At 64.4% G+C, this 18,798-nt stretch carries 19 protein-coding genes; 7 read left to right on the top strand and 12 right to left on the bottom strand.

The annotated features are described in order from the left end of the window. Positions 1–2: 2 nt before the first annotated feature. From RBB42_RS18455 to RBB42_RS18430, 6 genes are all read right to left on the bottom strand, one after another. Positions 3–1,049, bottom strand: a complete 1,047-nt coding sequence (locus RBB42_RS18455) for a Rieske 2Fe-2S domain-containing protein (protein ID WP_305970978.1) — start codon at positions 1,047–1,049, stop codon at positions 3–5. A gap of 31 nt (positions 1,050–1,080) precedes the next feature. Further along, on the bottom strand, positions 1,081–1,848 hold the full coding sequence (locus tag RBB42_RS18450; protein ID WP_305970979.1) for an ABC transporter permease: 768 nt from the start codon (positions 1,846–1,848) through the stop codon (positions 1,081–1,083). An 89-nt stretch (positions 1,849–1,937) separates the two neighbouring features. Then, positions 1,938–2,912: an ABC transporter substrate-binding protein gene (locus RBB42_RS18445; protein WP_305970980.1), complete on the bottom strand. Its 975-nt coding sequence runs from the start codon at positions 2,910–2,912 to the stop codon at positions 1,938–1,940. A 19-nt stretch (positions 2,913–2,931) separates the two neighbouring features. Further along, entirely contained in the window at positions 2,932–3,702 is a 771-nt protein-coding gene (locus RBB42_RS18440) for an ABC transporter ATP-binding protein (RefSeq protein ID WP_305970981.1), read from the bottom strand. Continuing rightward, positions 3,692–4,003, bottom strand: a complete 312-nt coding sequence (locus RBB42_RS18435) for a recombinase-like helix-turn-helix domain-containing protein (protein WP_305970982.1) — start codon at positions 4,001–4,003, stop codon at positions 3,692–3,694. The genes RBB42_RS18440 and RBB42_RS18435 overlap by 11 nt, the downstream gene beginning before the upstream one ends. A 686-nt stretch (positions 4,004–4,689) precedes the next feature. Continuing rightward, positions 4,690–5,637 carry a cupin domain-containing protein gene (locus RBB42_RS18430; RefSeq protein WP_305970983.1) on the bottom strand — a complete coding sequence of 316 codons (948 nt, stop codon included), beginning with the start codon at positions 5,635–5,637 and terminating at the stop codon, positions 4,690–4,692. Between the two features lie 85 nt (positions 5,638–5,722). Here RBB42_RS18430 and RBB42_RS18425 point away from each other — a divergent pair, with 85 nt between their 5' ends. The 7 genes from RBB42_RS18425 (at position 5,723) to RBB42_RS18395 (ending at position 11,904) form a co-directional block, all read left to right on the top strand. Further along, complete coding sequence (locus tag RBB42_RS18425; RefSeq protein ID WP_305970984.1) at positions 5,723–6,520, top strand: IclR family transcriptional regulator; 798 nt, start codon at positions 5,723–5,725, stop codon at positions 6,518–6,520. 410 nt (positions 6,521–6,930) lie between these two features. Then, positions 6,931–7,860, top strand: coding sequence for a LysR family transcriptional regulator (locus RBB42_RS18420; protein ID WP_305970985.1), 930 nt, complete (start codon positions 6,931–6,933; stop codon positions 7,858–7,860). Between the two features lie 311 nt (positions 7,861–8,171). Then, a complete protein-coding gene (locus tag RBB42_RS18415; protein ID WP_305970986.1) occupies positions 8,172–8,513 on the top strand; it encodes a bactofilin family protein in 342 nt (113 codons plus the stop codon). Positions 8,514–8,558: 45 nt separating this feature from the next. After that, a complete protein-coding gene (locus tag RBB42_RS18410) occupies positions 8,559–9,446 on the top strand; it encodes a LysR family transcriptional regulator (protein ID WP_305970987.1) in 888 nt (295 codons plus the stop codon). A gap of 108 nt (positions 9,447–9,554) precedes the next feature. Next, positions 9,555–10,193: an NAD(P)H:quinone oxidoreductase gene (gene wrbA / locus RBB42_RS18405; protein WP_305970988.1), complete on the top strand. Its 639-nt coding sequence runs from the start codon at positions 9,555–9,557 to the stop codon at positions 10,191–10,193. After that, on the top strand, positions 10,190–10,831 hold the full coding sequence (locus RBB42_RS18400) for a DsbA family oxidoreductase (RefSeq protein WP_305970989.1): 642 nt from the start codon (positions 10,190–10,192) through the stop codon (positions 10,829–10,831). The genes wrbA and RBB42_RS18400 overlap by 4 nt, the downstream gene beginning before the upstream one ends. Before the next feature lie 167 nt (positions 10,832–10,998). Beyond that, the gene (locus tag RBB42_RS18395; protein ID WP_305970990.1) at positions 10,999–11,904 is read left to right on the top strand and encodes an EamA family transporter; all 906 of its coding nucleotides are present in this window, start codon (positions 10,999–11,001) and stop codon (positions 11,902–11,904) included. Between the two features lie 29 nt (positions 11,905–11,933). Here RBB42_RS18395 and RBB42_RS18390 read toward each other — a convergent pair whose 3' ends face one another. The 6 genes from RBB42_RS18390 to RBB42_RS18365 all read right to left on the bottom strand — a co-directional run bounded on the left by RBB42_RS18390 (position 11,934) and on the right by RBB42_RS18365 (position 18,663). Next, on the bottom strand, positions 11,934–13,709 hold the full coding sequence (locus RBB42_RS18390) for an SLC13 family permease (protein WP_305970991.1): 1,776 nt from the start codon (positions 13,707–13,709) through the stop codon (positions 11,934–11,936). Positions 13,710–13,851: 142 nt separating this feature from the next. Continuing rightward, positions 13,852–14,514, bottom strand: a complete 663-nt coding sequence (locus RBB42_RS18385) for an aspartate/glutamate racemase family protein (protein ID WP_305970992.1) — start codon at positions 14,512–14,514, stop codon at positions 13,852–13,854. Beyond that, entirely contained in the window at positions 14,511–15,347 is an 837-nt protein-coding gene (locus RBB42_RS18380; protein WP_305970993.1) for an ABC transporter permease, read from the bottom strand. Before RBB42_RS18380 ends, RBB42_RS18385 begins: the two co-directional genes overlap by 4 nt. Positions 15,348–15,351: 4 nt before the next feature. Next, positions 15,352–16,218 carry an ABC transporter permease gene (locus RBB42_RS18375; RefSeq protein ID WP_305970994.1) on the bottom strand — a complete coding sequence of 289 codons (867 nt, stop codon included), beginning with the start codon at positions 16,216–16,218 and terminating at the stop codon, positions 15,352–15,354. A gap of 116 nt (positions 16,219–16,334) precedes the next feature. Next, positions 16,335–17,606 carry an ABC transporter substrate-binding protein gene (locus RBB42_RS18370; protein WP_305970995.1) on the bottom strand — a complete coding sequence of 424 codons (1,272 nt, stop codon included), beginning with the start codon at positions 17,604–17,606 and terminating at the stop codon, positions 16,335–16,337. Between the two features lie 82 nt (positions 17,607–17,688). Then, positions 17,689–18,663 carry an ABC transporter ATP-binding protein gene (locus RBB42_RS18365; protein ID WP_305970996.1) on the bottom strand — a complete coding sequence of 325 codons (975 nt, stop codon included), beginning with the start codon at positions 18,661–18,663 and terminating at the stop codon, positions 17,689–17,691. Between the last annotated feature and the right edge of the window lie 135 nt (positions 18,664–18,798).

Genomic DNA, 18,798 nt, shown 5'->3' with positions numbered 1-18,798 from the left:
CATCACTCTGCCGCCACGCTGTCCTGCTTGAGTTCCGCCTCGACCTGCGCCTTGGCGGCGCGGGTCAGGATCTGGCGGATACGGCTGACGCCGAGGTCATGCTGATACAGCATCTCGCGTTTGCGGGCGTCGTCCGGCATGCCTTCCAGCATCACGCGGTCCTGCTCCAGCACGTCCCAATGGGTCTTTTCCATCTTGGCGCGGTAGAGGAAACGCCAGCTTTCGCGCGCCATCCCCTCGACCTGCCGCATCCGCCAGAAGAAGACCTTGGTGGTGTGTTCGTCCATCGGAGTCACGAAGCCGATGATGCGGAACACGCCCCCCGGCCCCGCCGCAGGCGGATAGGGGATCTCGAGGAAGCAGAACATGTCGGCCGGGTAGACCTCGAACTCGGTCCAGTCGAAATTCTCGCCGGTCTGGCCGACACGTTCGATCCGGAAGCCGTTGTCGGTCTTGTCCAGCTTCATCAGGTCCTGCTTGGACCCGTAGGCAAGCGTAAAGCTCTCGGCGTGCAGGTAGCAGCCGTGCATCGGGTCAGCGAGGTTGTCGAGCGCGTAACGGTAGTTCGACTCCCAGACCGAAGTGCAGAGGAACCCCGACCAGGCGTCGTCGCTCATGACGTCGGGCATCACCAGTTCCGGCGCCTCGGGACGGTCGACCGAAGGAACGTAGACAAAGACCGCATCGTTGGCCTCGGTCACTTCGAAGGACTTGACCGCCTTGCGGCCTTCCAGCGCGCATTCGGGCATCGCGGGCACCCGGACCACCACGCCGTCGCCGTTCACGACCACGCCGTGATAGCGGCAGGCGACGTGGCCCTCGTGCACCTCGCCGTAGGACAGCGGCGCGCCACGGTGGGGGCAGAAGTCCTCGATGCAGCGCAGCTTGCCCGACCCGTCGCGCCACAGCACGATCTTGTCACCCAGCAGCTTGGTGCCATAGGGGCGAGAGGCCTTCACCTCGACCGATTTGCAAACCGGGTACCACTGGCCGCGCAGACCTTCGTTCACGCGCTTTTCGATTAGGGCTTTCTTGTCGATGGCAGTCATTATCATACTCCCTTGGGAATGCGTCCGCCGCTCAGCCGTGGGCTTTGGGCAGGTAATGGAGAACACGCTCTTCGATGCGCACGAGGGCCGAGTAGAGCACGAAGCCGATCACGGTCAGCAAGATGATGGCGTTGAAGACCATCGCGGCATTTGCCTGTCCGCCACCGTAGGAAATCAGGAAGCCGAGGCCGGTGTTGCCGCCCACCAGTTCGCCCACGGTCACGCCGATCACGGCCAGGGTAGAGGCGATGCGCAGCCCGGCCATCAGGTTAGGCACGGTCGAGGGCATCTCGATCTTCCAGAAGATGCCAAGGCGCGAGAGGTTGTAGGCCCGGGCCAGGTTGATCAGGTCACGGTCTACGGTGCGCATCGCCTGCAGCACGTTTACGAGGACCGGAAAGAAGACGATCAGCACGGTCACCAGCAGCTTGGGTATCGAGTTGTAGCCGAACCACATGATGAAGAGGGGTGCAAAGGCGACCTTGGGCGCGATCTGCAGCGCCAGGATGTACGGCGACAGGACCTTTTCCCAGAAGGCGGACATGCCCAGCAGGTAGCCCAGGACCGCGCCCAGCAGGCTGCCGATGGCAAAGCCGAGCGCCGTGTAGAGCGCTGTCGAAACGATATGCGTCCAGAGCCCCTCGAAGGCCCACATGCGCTGGAATTCGGCCAGGCAGTCGCTCAGCGTGGGGATGATGAAGCGGGGGACATCCAGCGCCGGCGGCAGGAATTCCCAGGCCAGCAGCACGAGGGCCAGCAATGTCAGGCTGACGATCGTTGTCATGTGGCGCTGCGCCATGCTTGGTCTCCCGGTTGCGGATTTCGGTTTGGTCGGGCGGGTCCCTTGGGCCGGGGCTTTTGCCCCGGCCTGGATCTGGGTTGCGTCGGTCATTTCACGAAATCATTGGTGTAGAGGTCTTCGATCGGCACGGCGCTGCGCACGATGCCACGGTCGACGTAGAAGCTCTGGACAGCCTTGATCCGTTCGGGGTCAAAGGTGCCCAGCGGCTGGTTTTCGCCTTCGGGGTAGATCAGCGAGGCGTAGGCCCGCATCACGCCCTCGACCATCTTCTCCTTGCCGCTGTGCTGCGGAACGAAGCTGACGTAGTCCTTGGCGGCCTGTTCGGGATCGTCCTGGATGTCGCGAATGCCTTTCAGGACCGCGTTCACGAAGCCGCTTACGATCTCGGGGCGTTCCGCGATGGTCTTGTCCGAGGCGATGATGGCCTGCGCCATGGCGGGAAAGACGGTGTCGACCGGCATCTGTTTCATCTCGACACCCGCGCCTTCGACGGCGGCGATCCACTCCGGCACGCCGGAAAAGGCATCGAGGTTTCCGGCGATGGACAGCTGGATGATGCCACCGGGGCCGACGGCCTGGATGTCGACGTCATTCTTGGTCAGCCCGACAGAGGCAAGCACGCCCAGCAGGTTGTAATAGGTTGTGTCCTGGAACGACAGAACGCCGACCGACTTGCCCTTGAGATCGGCCGGACCGGTGATGCCGCTGTCGGCCCGCCAAGCCAGCTGGGTCAACCCGCGGCCACCCAGGAGCGCCACGCCACGAATGTCGAGGCCATTGGCCCGCACGATGATCGAGGTGTCGCCGATGCCGCCGCCCAGATCTGCGTTGCCCAGTGCGACCTGCGTCGCCACGTCCGCGCCGCCTTTGCCAACCCGGAAAGTCACGTCCAGGCCGGCCTCTTCGAAATAGCCCTTGCCCTTGGCAAGCTGGAAAGGCGCGAAGGCCGGCAGGAAGTCCGGCGCCGGGAACAGGTAGGTCACCTGTTCCGCCGCGCTTGCGAATGTGGCCGAGACGGCCAGTGCAGCGGCGGCGATCGTGTTGATGAACGTGTGTTTCATGTCTTTTGACTCCCTGCAGTCAGGCTGCTTTTTCTTCGAGCTTCAGTAGTTTGAAGAGCTGCGCGGCATAGTCGGCCACCTCGGGCAGCGTGCGCCGCTTGATCGGTTCGTCGCGGTGCGGCAGGTCCACCTTGATGTCGGCAATCACCGTGCCGGGACGTTCACTGAGGACCAGGATGCGGTCCGACATCAGCACCGCCTCCGCCAGGTCATGGGTGATCAGCAGCGTGGTCTTGCCCGCCTCGGCGATGGTCTTGGCAAAGGAATTCTGCAGCAGCAGCTTGGTCTGCGCGTCCAGCGCCGAAAACGGCTCGTCCAGCAGGATGATCTCGGGGTCGATGGCCAGGGTCCGGGCCAGCGCCGCGCGCTGCCGCATGCCGCCCGACAGCTGGTAGGGATACTGCTGGTCAAACCCTTCGAGGTGGCAGTGCTTGAGTTCCTGCATGGCGCGCGCGCGGCGCTGTTCCTTGCCGACGCCGCGCGATTCAAGCCCGAATTCGATGTTCGAGATGATGTTGCGCCAAGGCAGCAGCAGGTCCTTCTGCAGCATGAAACCGACATGGGTGTTAGGGCCCTTGACCGGCTCGCCGCTGACCAGCACCTCGCCCTCTGTGGGCTGGTAGAGGCCCGCGGTCATCGACAGGATCGTGGACTTGCCACACCCCGAGGGGCCGACCGCCGAAACGAATTCGCCCTGTTCGACGCGAAAGTTCACGTCCTGGACGGCGGTCAGTTCCTCGCCGGAATTGGTCGGGAAGCGCTTGGTGACGGAACGGAACTCAAGCGCCATAGCCCTGGGCCTCGTATGCTGCGTCCAGATCGGCGTTGATCGCCTTCAGCTCTTCGCCCAGCAGCGCCTCGGTCCAGTCCGTACGACCCGATTTCGGGGCCGCCACACCCTGCTCCGCCAGCGCCGCTGCGACCTTGGCAAAGTCGTGTTCGCCGGTGCCGTAGATTTTCATCAGGGCCTCGGCCAGGGCCATTTCCGCCGGTTCCAGGTCGCGCCCGCGGCACTGGTTGGCCAGTGCCGGACGGCTGGTGTCCTGTGCGCGCTCCGTGAGCCTGTCCTTGAATGCGTCATGTCCGCTCATGTGCCGGTCTCCCCTATCCATCGTGGCTTGCGTCTTCGCGTAGTATCTTCGCGATGTGTTCACATATAAACATCCTGTTCAATATAGACTGCCTTGCCACCATGGGTTCTGTCAACGAATTTCCGCGGATCGAACCACCCAGAGAAGGTAGCTTTTACAGATGCCCAAAGATCAGACGCCGTTACTTTTTGAACATCTTGTTATTTTTTGAACGTCTTGACGGATGAGGTGCCGCCTCTTGAATGTCTTGAAAATCGCCATTCCGGTCGGGACCGTAGGCAAGAAGGCGGCAGCCATCACACCGCGGTCACGCGGCCATGAGGTCGTGATCCGAGACCGGACTTCTGCCTTTGAACGAATCGGTGCCGAGGTGAACCTGGCACCGACAACTGATTTGGCTGTGGACGGCATGGGCGTGGGAAACGGTAGGTGGCGGCGCAAGGCCGCCCCCCGACAGCAGTACCGGATCAGCCGGATGCGGGGCGATGCGGCGCAAGCGACGGCCCCTTTCTTGGCCCAGGCGCCCCTATGGCGTGCGAGGACACGGATGTGCAGGGCCGCCGCAGGACGCTGGACCGTCCCTCCTTTTTTGCCGCGCCCCTGCCCCTGCCGACGTGCACCGGGCCGCGCACGAAAAAGGGGCACCCGAAGGCGCCCCGAAGTCCAAACAGGGAGTGACGGGCGGCTCAGGCCGCCTTGTAGGCCACGCCGTCGTCCGACGAGGTTCCGATCACCGTCCAGACGGTCGCATGACCGGCCGAGTTGTTGCGGAACCAGTGCTTGCGGCCTGCCGGCGTCTTGACGAGGTCCCGCGGCCCCAGTTCCACCTCGACAGTTTCGCCGTTTTCTTCCCAGCCCACGGTCAACGAGCCTTCGATCACCATCATCGCGTCCTCGACCGGGCGGGTGAAGGCCTGCACCCCGGTGCGGCTGGGGATGCCCCACATTTCCTTGCGGCAGGTGTCATTGGCGATGCCCCCGTTGCCCACGTAGACCTTGCGCGTGAACCCGGCCTCTTCCCAGATCGTCGGCGCCTCCGCGTGGCGGATGACGAACTTGCCCATCAGCTGCTGCAGTTCATGCGCGCCATTCGGGTCAAACGGCATGGTCTTGCCCGGCTCGGCGCCAAAACTGCGGGCCAGTTCAGGGGCGTGTTCCTTGGGGTGATAGTGATACTTCGGCGGCAGCGGTTTGCCCACGTCGACTGAAATCGACATCAGCACCGGCTCGGGTCCATCGACGCGGAAGCCGTGGCCGACCTCGCGCGCGTTCAGGATCATGTCCTTGGGGCCGAGGTTGACCTCGACCACCTCGCCATCACGTTCCCAGCCAACGATCAGCGCGCCGTCGATGATCAGAAAGCTCTCTTCGATCTCGTGGCTGTGACAGGCGGCGTATTTGCCGTGTTCCTTGTAGATCAGCGACAGGGTGAAATTGTCCGGCTTCATCGTGCTGGTGTCGCCAACCTTGGGTGACCCGCCAGAGCCGATGTAGCGCATCTGCGCGCGGGCCAGATCGGGGAAACCGGCGTTGGACGGGAAGGCATTCCAGTCGAACTGCTTGTCGGTGAAACGGCCGGTATGGGCGGACAACTCGGCGGCCAGGGTCGAAACCGCATCGGTCTTGATGTTCATCGGGTGTTTCCTCTTGTCGTGTCGCGCTTCAAATTCGATACGATACGGGTAGCAAAGCAGTGTTTCATATCCTATACGCCGTTTCATGGACAAAACACGCTTGCCACAAACCAACCTTGATCCCGCCGAGGATCGCTATCTTGTTCCCGGTCTCATACGCGGGCTTCAGGTGTTGACCGCATTCACGCCCGAACGCCGCGAAATGTCCCTGTCGGAGATCGCGCGCGAGATCGGGCAAAGCCGGTCCGCCGCTTTCCGGTCCGTCTACACGCTGGCGCAGATGGGCTACCTGCTGCACGACGAGGCGCGAAAAACCTATGCACTGGGCCCGGCGGTGATGCGTCTGGGTTTTGGCTATCTCGCCACCCGCGAACTGGTCGAGATCGCCCTGCCCGAACTCGAACGTCTGCGCGATGAAACCGACTGGTCCACCCACCTGGGCGTGCGTGACGGGACATTGGTTCTGTACATGCTTCGGGTGCCCAGCCGGCTGGGCCTGGGCAGCATCGTCCATGTCGGCAGCCGCCTGCCCGCCGCCAATACCACGATGGGGCGGGTCTTGCTGGCCGACCTGGACGAGGAGACGCTGATCGCGCTTTACCGCGACACGGACGCGCAGCGCACGACTCGCAACACCGCGCCCGGCATGACCGAACTGCTGGCCCAGTGGCGGGCCGACCGCAACAGCGACACCGTCACCCAGGTCGGCAGTTTCGAGGCGGGTATCACATCCGTCGCGGCGCCCCTGCGCGACATGTCAGGCAAGATCGTCGCCGCGATCAATGCCACCAGCGCCACCGAGGGTCGGCAAACCGTGCCCGCAGAGGTTCGGCGCGCATTGGAGGATACGGCAGCCCGTATTTCACGCCTTCTGGGCAACTGACCCAAGAATAATCGCGTGTTGCCTGCCTGATCGCAGGCTGTCGAGGCCCCGCAGGAACGTGGTTCCGATGATGCCATGGTCAGGACTGTCACTGGCACACGTCAAGCACGCCTATGAGATGGGCTCTTCGGAATTACGACGAAACAGCATCATGTTGGCCGCCGCCGCGCTGACCACGAACCAAAGCATGTACCCGAAGGACCTCAGCCGAAGGCAGCCAGAAAGCAGAGGCAGGCAAAGCCGATCCAAGCGAACTGCCTCGGCGGATCAAACTGACTGCGTGAAATCGTGACTGAGGCGCCCCCCTATCCGAAGACGTGGACCCACCGGCGGGCTAATCCGATTATCGAAACTCTCTGGACAATCCAACACGTTCATGAGCAGGGTGCATATATCAAGAGAGGCACCCCATGGTCCGTGACACGAAGAAACCCGCCTCCCTCATGATCCGGGAGAACATCAACGACCTGATCGCCTTTGTTGCCGTCGCGGAAGAGCGCAGTTTCACCCGCGCCGCCGCGCGGCTGAACCTGTCGCAATCGGCACTCAGCCATACGATCAAGTCGCTTGAACAACGGCTTGGCCTGCGCCTGCTGACCCGGACCACGCGCTCGGTGGCTCCGACGCTGGAAGGCGAGGACCTGCTGGCCACGCTCACCCCCTGCATCGAACGAATCGAAAGCCGGCTTCAGGCGCTCAACGATTCCCGGGACGAACCCACGGGCACTGTCCGCATCATCGCACCGGAATACGCCATCGCGTTGATCCTCTGGCCAAGGTTTTCGCCGGTGCTGAAGAAATTTCCGTCCATGAACATCGAACTGGTGGCGGACAACGAAAATACCGATCTTGTCCAGGCGCGCTGTGACGCGGGCGTGCGATATGGTGACCAGGTGGGCGAAGGGATGATCGCCGTGCGCATCGGCCCGGACGAACGCATGATCTGCGTCGGCACACCAGCGTATTTCAAGGACCGAGGCCAGCCGGACAACCCCGGGGCGCTGACGGAACACGCTTGCATCAACCTCCGACAGTCCAACCACGGCGCGCCCCAAGCCTGGGCGTTCGAAGACGAAAACGGCAAGGACGTCCGGGTCAAGGTGTCGGGTCAGGTGACCTTCAACACGATCAACGCCGTCCTGCGCGCCGCCTGTGACGGACATGGTCTGGCGCGGGTTCCGGAACGGCTGGCTCGCCCCCACCTGGAGGCGGGACACCTGCAGACCTGCCTTGATGACTTCTGCCCCACCTTCCCGGGCTTCCACCTCTATTACCCCAGCCGACAGCGCGCGTCCTCGGCCTTTGAGGTCGTGCTGGAGGCGCTGCGCGAAAAGCGCTGAGACTTGATAAGGGCCGGGCAGACGGGCATTGACCTCCACCGCGATGGACAACGTGCTGACGCAGGAGGAGGCGGGAGGTCAGCAGGCCCGCCCTGCCCTGACATGCCGTCCCACGAAACCGGACCGTCGCCCGCTGAGCCCACGATGCCTGTGGCGGGAATCTGCGACCGCACATCATCACCCGTTCATTTTGGTCTGGACCCAGCATTTTTTGGTTAACTGGGGCGGGCAAAGCTGACTATGGTCCCGTGAGGGGCCCTTGGCCACCGATGCTTTGGCCCGAATGCATCATAGCCTTTGAAAGTTGAAACATGTCACAGACCACCTCCGCCACCAAAGCACGCTCTCACCTGGCAGCAGGGGCCAAGCTGGTCGGGGACCTCACGATCCCGGGTCACTTCGAACTGGTCGGCCATGCCGACGGGCGCATCCGGGCGGATGGAATCACGATCGAGGCCGGCGGCTCTGCCGTCGGCGAGTTGCGCGCCGACACGATCATCGTGACCGGCAAGTTCGAGGGCCAGATCCTGGGCGGCGATGTCAAGCTGAGCGCGGGCGCGCAGGTGTCCGGAGAGATTTCCTACACCACCCTGACCATCGAAAGCGGCGCCAACGTGAACTGCAGTTTCTCGCGGGTCGACAAACAGGGCTGAGGCAAAAGGCCTACGCGGGCCGCCTGACAGCGAGAGCGCACCGCGATGGACAAACTTTCCGTCATGCAAGCCTTTCGCCGCATCGTCGAACGCGGCAGCTTTGCCCGTGCCGCCGAGGACCTCGGCGTGTCGCCCGCGCTGCTCAGCCGCGAGATCAAGCTGCTGGAGGAAAACCTGGGCAGCACGCTGCTGACACGAACCACGCGGTCGATGTCGCTGACCGATGCAGGGCGGCTCTACTACGATGAAACAAGCGGCATCCTGGATGCCGTGACACGGGTCGAGACCCGCATCCGCGATGGCGCCGGGGCGGTGCGCGGGCATCTCAGGGTCAATGCCTCGTCCTCTTTCGGCCAGGCGGTCATCGCGCCCTTCCTGCCCGTTTTCCTCGACAACTACCCTGATCTCAGGCTGACCCTGTCTCTTGACGACCGCGTGGTCGACATGGTCGAAGGCGGGTTCGACGTCTCGATCCGCATCCGGGCCGCCATGCCGGATTCCGCGCTGGTGGCGCGCAAGCTGGGCTCGATACGGCAAAGGATCTTTGCCGCCCCCGCCTACCTGGAACAGGCCGGCACACCGAAAGTGCCCGAAGAGATCGTCGGGCACCGGGTTGTCGGCTTCTTGTTGGCAGATCACCTGAACAGCTGGACACTGCACGGCCCGGGCGGCCCCCGGACCGTCGATCTGGACCCGCCGGTGCGGGTCGGCAACAGTCTGGTCCTGCGAGATCTGCTGATCGCGGGTCATGGCATCGGCACCCTGCCCGATTTCGTCTCGGTCGCGCCAGAGACGCGCGGCGACTTGGTGCGCATCCTGCCCGACTGGGAATTGCCGGCGCCGGACATCTTTGCGGTGACCGCCTCTCGACTGGGGATGGATGCGCGGGTGACGGCCTTTCTGGACCACCTGCGCTCAGCACTGCGGGACTGACATTCTTCACCCAGCGTAAAGAATGATATGCGCGCGGGCCGCTTATTCCGGCGCGCCCTTTCACCGATCTTCGCGGGCATCACACCACCAAGCCCAAGGAGGATCCCGATGACCCGCGTTCTTGTTCTCTACTATTCCAGCTATGGCCATGTCCGCGCCCTGGCCGAAGCCGAAGCCGAAGGTGCCCGCAGCGTGCCCGGCACCCAGGTCGATCTGCGCCGCGTGCCCGAAACCGTCCCCGAGGAGATCCGCCGCAAGGCCGGGTTCGTCGAGGATGGCACGCCCCTGGCCACGCCCGCCGACCTCGAATCCTATGACGCCATCCTGTTCGGAACGCCGACGCTGTTCGGCATGATGGCCGGTCAGATGAAGAGCTTCCTCGACCAGGCGGGCGGCCTCTGGGCCCGCAATGCGCTGGTCGGCAAGGTGGCCGGTGTCTTTGCCTCGACCGGCTCGCAACACGGCGGACACGAGGCCACGCTGCTGTCGTTCCAGATCCCTTTGCAGCACTTCGGGATGCTGATTGCAGGCATGCCCTACACGTTTTCCGGGCAGACCACAGCCGACCAGATCGTCGGCGGCGCCCCCTACGGTGCAGGCACCATCGCCGGGGCCGACGGATCACGCACGCCCACGGAAACCGACCTCGCCGGGGCGCGGTTCCAGGGGGCGCATGTGGCCCGCATCGCCGCCCGCCTGGCCAATGCCGACCGGACCAGTGCCGACCGGCAAGGGGAGGCCGCATGATGCCCGCCCTGACCATCGATTTCTTCCATGATGTCGTGTGCTGCTGGTGCTTCAACATCTCGTCGCGGATGCGCGAGATTTCCGAAAAGTTCGACCTGACGATCCGGCACCGCAGCTTTGTCCTGCAGGACAGCCGCGCCGAAATGGCCCACCGCTGGGGCACGCCCGGGGCGGCGCGCGACACCATCCTCGGCCACTGGGCCGCCTGTCGGCAGGTCAGCGACCAGCCCGAACTGATCGACATAGAGGCGATGCGCTCCGCCCCTTTCGACTATCCCCACGGCCTGACCGCCGCGCTTGGATGCAAGGCGGCAGAGCGGCTGGACGGGCAGCAGGGGCATTGGCGCATGTTCGACCATCTGCAACGCGCGCACCTGTCCCAGGCCCGCAACATCGCCGATCGCGAAACGGTCCTGCAGGTCGCGCGTGATGCCGGCTTCGAGGCGGCGGGCTTTGCCCGGCACCTCGAGGCCCCCGAAACTGCAAGTGCCGTCGAGGCGGACCGCCAGATCGCCCGCGCGCTGCAGGTCCGTTCGATCCCCGCGCTCATCATCCGCGAAACCGGCGCCCGCCTAGTCAACGGCCCGACAGAGGACCTGGCCGCACAGATCCGCGCCGCACAACAGATCCTGGCCTGAAAGGAGCCCCCCATGCGTTTCCACCTGTTCCGCCGCAAGGCCCGGCCGCCAGAGCTACGCGATCTACCGCCCCACCTGTTGCGGGATATCGGGCTGCCCCCCTGCCCGTTTCGACCGCCACATCCCCTGGACCACCCCTGGTGAGCCCGCCCACAAGGAGCACGAACATGACACGCACATCCGATGTTCTTTTGACCGCGCTTGCCCCGGCGATCTGGGGCAGCACCTATATCGTCACCACCGAGGCTCTGCCCGACGGCTATCCGGTCACGCTGGCCGCGCTGCGTGCCCTTCCCGCCGGTCTGCTGCTACTGGCGATCACCCGCTGCCTGCCGCCGCGCACCTGGCTGGGCCGCAGCTTTCTGCTGGGCAGTTTCAACTTTTCCGTGTTCTGGGTGCTGCTCTTCGTGGCCGCCTACCGTCTGCCCGGCGGGGTCGCCGCAACTCTGGGCGCAGTACAGACCATGATCGTCATCCTGATGGCGCGTGGCTGGCTAGGGACGCCCATCCGGGCCGGGGCGGTCGCCGCTTCGGCTGCGGGCGTTGTGGGCGTCGCCCTGCTGCTGATCGGCCCCGAGGCCAGGCTGGACCCGGTCGGCGTGGCCGCCGGCCTTGGCGGCGCGGCGTCGATGGCGGCAGGCACGGTGCTCAGCCGCAAGTGGCAACCACCTGTTTCCGCTCTCAGCTTTACCGCCTGGCAACTGACGGCCGGCGGAGTGATCCTGCTGCCTCTCGCGCTGATCGTCGAGCCGCCGCTGCCGCCGCTGACAGCCACCAACCTTGCCGGGCTGACCTGGCTGGGACTGATCGGGGCGGCCGCAACCTATGCCATCTGGTTTCGGGGCGTCGCCCGGATCGGACCCGGGGCGATCTCCATGCTGTCGCTGATGAGTCCCCTGACCGCTGTGATCCTCGGCTGGGCCTGGCTGGGACAGGCCCTGACCCCGGTGCAGGCAGTCGGGGCGGTGGTTGTCCTCGGGTCCGTGTGGGCGGGTCAGCGGGCCAATCGCCCGCGCGCCGCGCCGCTGGCCGGGCCAATCCCGGCAGCCCCCGGACGGCAGGCCGGCGCGTGAACGCGGCAGGTCCGAAAGGGCCTGTCGCCTCAGATCGGCCAGAACAGCAACAGGGCCGGGATCGACACGGCGATCACCAGCGCCTCCAACGGCAGCCCCATGCGCCAGTAGTCGGAAAACCGATAGCCGCCAGGGCCAAGGATGATGGTATTGTTCTTGTGCCCGATGGGCGTGAGGAAGGCGCAGGAGGCCGCGACCGCGACAGCCATCAGGAAGGTGTCCGGATTCGCATCCAGCGTTCGGGCAATCGACAGGCCGATGGGAGCGGCGATCAATGTCGTCGCGACATTGTTGAGGAAATCCGACATGGTCATCGTGACCAGCATCAGCACCACGAGGCTGACCCAGGGGGCACTGTCCGCCGTCAGGACAAGGATCTGCCCGGCCAGCAGTTCCGCGCCTCCGGTCCTTTCAAAGGCCTCGGCCAGCGGGATGAGGCTGGCCAGCAGCACGATCACCTTCCACTCGATCGAATTGTAGACCTCGCGCCCGGTCACAAGTCCCAGCACCAGAAAGGCGATCACCGCCGCCGCCAGCGACACGGCCAACGGCAACAGGCCGGCCACGGCCATGCCGACGGCGGCAACGAAGACGGCGATCGACAGGCCAGCCTTGCGCCGCTGGATGACTTCGGTGTGACGGCCCTCGATGGGCAGGACACCCAGCCATTCCATGCTGCTTTCGACATTGCGCGGCGTGCCCAGCAACAACAGCACGTCCCCGGCCCTGACCCGCAGCAGGCGGACGCGGTCCTGAAAACGCCGGCCCTCACGCGAAACGCCCAGCAGCGTGACCGCGTGCCGGTTCAGCAGACCAAGGCTGCGGGCGGTATGGCCGTTGATGCGGGCGTCGTCCGGCACGATGGCCTCGCGCAGGGCAAGGCCCGGTGCAAGCACCCCACCCTCGTGCTGTTCCGACCCGGCGAACTCCAGCGATGCCTTGCCCATGAACGCCTCGATGGACTTGGGCTCACCCTCGACCACAAGGAAATCGCCGGGCTGCAGGGTTTCGCGCCGGGCCAGCCCGGGGCGGCGCTTGCCGTGGCGGATCAGGCCCAGGATGTTGATGTCCGTGTCCTCGGCCGTGGGGTACAGCGACAGAACGGTGATGTCCTTTTCTCCGGCGGAGTCGGCGACCTTGAGTTCGGCAACGTAGCGCCCCTTGCGAAAGGCCTGGCCCTGTTCGGCGATCGAGGCGCGGGACGGCAGCAACCGCCAGCCGACCAGCGCGACAAAGACGATGCCCGCAATCGCCACGGTCAGCCCAACCGGCGCGAAATCGAACATCGAAAAGGACTGTCCCATGACGTCCTGCCGATATTCCGAGATGACGATGTTCGGCGGTGTGCCGATCAGCGTCACCATACCGCCCAGAATGGTGGCAAAGGACAGCGGCATCAGGCTTTGCCCCGCCGCGCGCTTGGCCTTTTCCGCCGCTTCGACGTCCAGCGGCATCAAGAGGGCCAGCGCGGCCACGTTGTTGATGACAGCAGAGAGCACCGCGCCCGCGCTGCCGATGATGGCGATATGCAAGGGCAAGGGACGTTCCGGGTCGACCACCCGGCTGGCGATCAGTTCGACGGCCCCCGACGAGGAAAGTCCGCGACTGACGATCAGGACCAAAGCGATGATGGCCACCGCCGCGTGGCCGAACCCAGAGAACACCTCGTCCGAAGGCACCAAGCCCAGAATGGCCCCCAGGATCAACGCGCCAAAGGCCACGAGGTCATAGCGCACGCGCCCCCAGACGAGCAGCACGAAGATCACCGCGAAAAGGCCTATGATGAGTGTCTGGTCTTCGGGCATCTGCGGGGCCTCCGGCTGGGTCGGGCGCCGGAACGGGCAAGCCCGTCCCGGCACCAGCCACGGTTGTTCCGCGCCAGCCTAACCGCCTCACGTTCCGGGTACAATTCCACCCGTGCCGAACCGCCGACAGGCCCCTCGACCGCTAGCCGCCTCTGCCGAGAAATCCCGCCGCCGCCTGCGCCAGCATGGCCGAGGCCGCCACCCCGTCGATCAGCGGGATCGTGGTCTTTTTTGCCAGTTCAATGGCCAAAGGCGCCATGCCCGCGCAGCCAAGGATGGCACAGGCGGCCCCATCCTCTACGCGCGCGGCCTCGATCTCGTCCGCGATGCGGGCGACGGTCTCGGGCGCGCCCATCTCGATGGTGAGGACCGGCAGGCCGCTGGCACGCACGGAGGCACAGAGCCCGCGAAAGCCCGAAGTGTCGATATTCTCGTCGATCACGGGGATCGAAACCGGCAACGATGTGACCACGGAAAACTGAAGCCCCAGCAGCTGTGCCATGACGTAGGAGGCTTGCCCGATCCCCAGTACCGGGCAGCCGGCCCGTGCCTGCGCCTCTGCCAGTCCGGTGTCGTCGAAACAGGCGATAACGATGGCATCCGCGCCTTGGTCGCGCGCCGGCCCCAGCCGGGCCAGCAGGCCAGGCACGGCGGCTGCACCGTCCTCGGGGCCCTCGATGGCGGCAGGCCCGTCGCTGTTGGTCATGCCGAATATCTCTGCCCCAGGCAGGGCGACCCGCGCCGCCTCGACGATACCATCCGTCATGGCCTCGGTGGCGTTGGGATTGATGTAGGCGATCTTCATACGCCCTTGCCCGCGTCAGATCCCAGCCGCGCGCGGCGCTTGCCCATGACCCAGACGGTCAGCAGGAACAGTCCGATGATGGCAAAGGAGAATATCGTGGTCAGCGTGCCCAGCGCATAGATCACCGGCGTCGTGACGTTTGTCGTCATGCCGAAGATTTCCAGCGGCAGGGTGTTGTAGCTGCCGGCGGTCAACAGCGTGCGCGCGAATTCGTCATAGCTGAGCGTGAAACCGAAGAGCGCCACCCCGATCAGCGACGGCGCGATGATCGGCAGCACGACAAAACGGATCGTCTGCCAGGTGCTGGCGCCCTGGTCGCGGGCCGCCTCTTCATAACTCTGGTCGAACCGGTTGAAGACCGCGAACATGATCAGCAGACCAAAGGGCAGCGTCCATGTCAGCTGTGAGCCGAAGCCGCTGGTCGCCCAGTGCACCTTCAGGCCCAACTGGTTGAAGATCAGCCCGACACCCAGCGAAATCAGGATCGAGGGGATCACAAGCGAGGTGATGGCGGCATAGAACAGCGCGCCCGAGCCCCAGAATCGCTTGCGGAAGGCCAGCCCGGCCATGACCGAGACGACAACCGTCGTCACCATGACCATCAGGCCCAGTCCGAAACTGCGCCGGAAGGCGCCCCAGATATCGCCCACCGCCTGTTCCTGGAACAGGTCGCGGAACCAGTGGGTCGACACCCCGTTCATCGGGAAGGTCAGGCCCCCCTTCGGCCCCTGAAAGCTGAGGATGCCGATGGTCAGGATCGGCCCGTATAGAAACAGCACGAAGAGCCCGAAGAAAGCGGCGAGAACGTAAAAGCTGCGGGGACGTTTTTCCATTGGATCACAGCTCCTTGCGGATGTTGACGAAGCGCAGCAGGATCGCGATCACGATCAGGACGGTGCACAACAGGACCACGGCCGTCGCCGCCGCCGAGGGGTATTGCAAAAGCGCGATGTCGTTCGAGATCAGCCGCCCGACGTTGGCGCGCTGCGACCCGGACATGAAGCGCACGGTGATGAAATCGCCCATCACCAGTGTGACGACAAAGATTGTCCCGATCATGATGCCCGGCTTGGTCAGCGGCAGGATCACATGCACCAGCGTCTGAAAGCCGTTGGCGCCGTTGTCGCGCGCCGCCTCAAGCAGGGATTTGTCGATGCGCATCATGGTGTTGAAGATCGGCACCACCATGAACAGCGTGTAGAGATGGACAAAGGCCAGGATGACCGAGAAGTCGGAATAGAGCAGCCACTCCAGCGGTTCGTCGATCACGCCCCATGAAATCAGCGTCTGGTTGGCGATGCCATTGCGCCCCAGAAAGGGGATCCAGGATATCATCCGGATGATGTTGGACGTCCAGAAGGGGATCGTGCAGACGAGGAACAGCGCGATCTGCATTGTCAGGCTGCGGACATGGAAGGCCAGGAAATAGGCCACGGTAAAGCCGATGGCCAAGGTCAGCGCCCAGGTGATCAGCGCGTATTTCAGCGTCGCGCCGAAGACCTTGTAGGTTACGGGCGAGCCGAACAGGAATTCATAGTTGTCGAACTGGAACGCCGGGTAGATCGAGAATTCCGTCGCGCCCCAAAAGCTGACGATGGCGATCATCACGATTGGCGCGATCAGGAAGGCCAACAGCACGACGGACAGCGGCAAGGCCATCAGCCAGCCCAGGACATGCCGGTTCTTGAGAGGGGTCGCAGCCATCTGGCCTCCGCAGGGGTCTGCCCGGATCGGGATTTGGTCAGGAGGATCCCCGGACCGCGAACGGCCCGGGGATCTAAATGGGACCGGGGGGATAACGGACCCGGCCATTCACCGCGTCATGCCGCGATGAATTCGTTCCATTTGCGGACCATGTACTGGTTCTCGTCCATGACGGCGTTCCAGCAGGCCACGCTGCCCATGCGGTCGTAGAAGGAGCCGCCGTCACGGACCTCTCCGGCCTCGGCCAGCTTGTCACCGGTGGGCGAAGTGATGACGTCGGTGGCTTCCTTGCCCTCGAACCAGTAGCCCCACTCGTTTTCGGTCATGAAATCCTTGGAGGTCTCGGGCACGGCCGAGTAATAGCCCTGGCGCATCAGGTATCCGCCGACCCAGCCGGAGAGATACCAGTTGATGTAGTCGTAGGCCGCGTCCAGCTCCATGCCCGACAGCGACGAGGACAGGCCGATACCGCCGCCCCAGCTGCGATAGCCCTCTTTCAGGGGCTGGTAGACGCAAGGAATGCCACGTGACTTGACCGCGGTGATGGCGGGCGACCACATCGACTGGATCACGACCTCGCCCGAGGCCATCAGGTTCACGCTTTCGTCGAAGGTCTTCCAGAAGGCGCGGAACTGGCCGTTCTGCTTGGCCTCGGTAAAGATCGCCATGGTCTTGTCGATCTCGTCGCGGGTCATGTTGCCCTTGTCGCCGTACTGGATCTCGCCCATCGCCTCGCAGACCATGGCCATGTCCATGATGCCGATGGAGGAAATATCGAGGATCGAGGCCTTGCCCTTGAACTCGGGATTCAGCAACTCGGCCCAGGTTTCGATCGGGCGCCCGATCAGGTCGGGGCGGATACCCAGCGTGTCGGCGTTGTAGATCGTGGGGATCAGGGTCATCCAGCCGGTTTCCTCGTCGGCAAAGCTGGTGCCGCCGGGGCCGTCGACAAAACCCACGGTATGCGGCGCGGTGCCCTGCGCGATCTCGCTGTCGGGTGTCAGCTTGCCGGACCGGAAGATGCCCACGATCTTGTCGTAGTTGGCGATCTTCGAGGTATCCATCGCCTGCAGGTTACCGGTCGGCCAGACCTTCTTGCAGATCCAGTATTCGATGTCGGCGATGTCAAAGCTGTCGGGCTGGGTGGCCGCGCGCTGGGTGACACTGTCGGAATCCAGCGCCGTCATTTCCAGCGTGAAGCCCAGGTCCTCTTTCACCTTCTTGGCCACGTCGTTGAGGTTCGACACGCCGGTGCCGAACTGGCGCAGCACGATGTCCTTGGTGTCCTGCGCCCAGAGCATCGGCGCGGGAAGGGTCGTCGCCGCGACGGCCGCACCGCCTGCCTTCAGCAGCGAACGGCGGGTATATCCAACCTTGGGTTTAGCCATTGTCTTGTCCTCTCTGTTCAGTCGTCTTGTCTTGGTGATTGTTGCCTGTTCTCGAAAACGGCGCCGAGCCGCGCTGCGCCTGTCAGGCGGTCAGGCGATGCAGCCGCGTCTCGTCCCAGCTGAGCCGGACGGCATCGCCGGGGTTCCGGGGGGCCGCAAAGAACTGATCCTCGGGCAAGAGCGCCAGCACCTCGTCGCCGCCTTCCGTGGTCGTGGACACGGCGACGGAGGCGCCCTGGTACTCGATCGCCATGACCGTGGCCGCCATGCCCTCTTCGGCCAGTTGCACCGCGTCGGCACGCACCGTGACCTTGCCCTGGGGCAACGTGATGACGTTGTGGCCACCGATGAAGCGGGCCACGAATTCCGTGCGCGGCTTTGCCCAGACCTCGCGCGCGGGGCCCGCCTGCTCGATCACCGCATCGTTCATCACGACGATCTCGTCGGCCAAGGCCAGCGCCTCGTCCTGGCCGTGGGTGACGTGGATGAAGGTGATCCCCAGTTCGCGCTGCAGCTTTTTCAGCTCTGTCCGCATCCGGATGCGCAGGAACGGGTCCAACGCCGACAGCGGTTCGTCCAGCAACAGCACCTTGGGTTCCGTCACCAGCGCGCGCGCCAGTGCCACACGCTGCTGTTGCCCTCCGGACAGTTGCGCCGGCAGACGGTCGGCGAGGTGGGTCATGTCGACCAGCGCCAGCAGTTCGTCCGCCCGCTTGTGGCGGGTGTTCTTGTCGACACCTTTCATGCGCAGCGAAAAGGCGACGTTGTCGCGCACCGACAGATGCGGGAACAGGGCGTAGTTCTGGAACATCATCGCGGTGCCGCGTTGCGCCGGCGCCAGCGGCGCAACATCGTGACCGTCCAGCAGGATCGACCCCTCGCTGACCTCCTCATGGCCCGCGATCATCCGCAGGGTCGAGGATTTCCCGCAGCCCGAAGGCCCGAGCAGGCAGACATAGCTGCCGGGCGCAAAGACATGGTTCAGATCTCGTACGGCGACGGTCTCGCCATAGCGCTTGGTCACATGAACCAGTTCCAGATCGTATCCTGTGCGCATGTAGCCCCCATTCGCCTGTCGAGATCAGCTTGATGCGCTCGGACCCGGACTGGGGAGTGTTTTCGACCGCAGAAACAGGACGAAACGCGGATCGGGCAAAATTTGAGCATCTGCGGCATCGTCGTGCGCAAAAAT

The sequence above is a fragment of the Mameliella sp. MMSF_3455 genome, from assembly GCF_030733205.1.
In the GTDB taxonomy this organism is placed as follows: domain Bacteria; phylum Pseudomonadota; class Alphaproteobacteria; order Rhodobacterales; family Rhodobacteraceae; genus Antarctobacter.
This window is presented reverse-complemented; position numbering and strand designations above follow the sequence as displayed.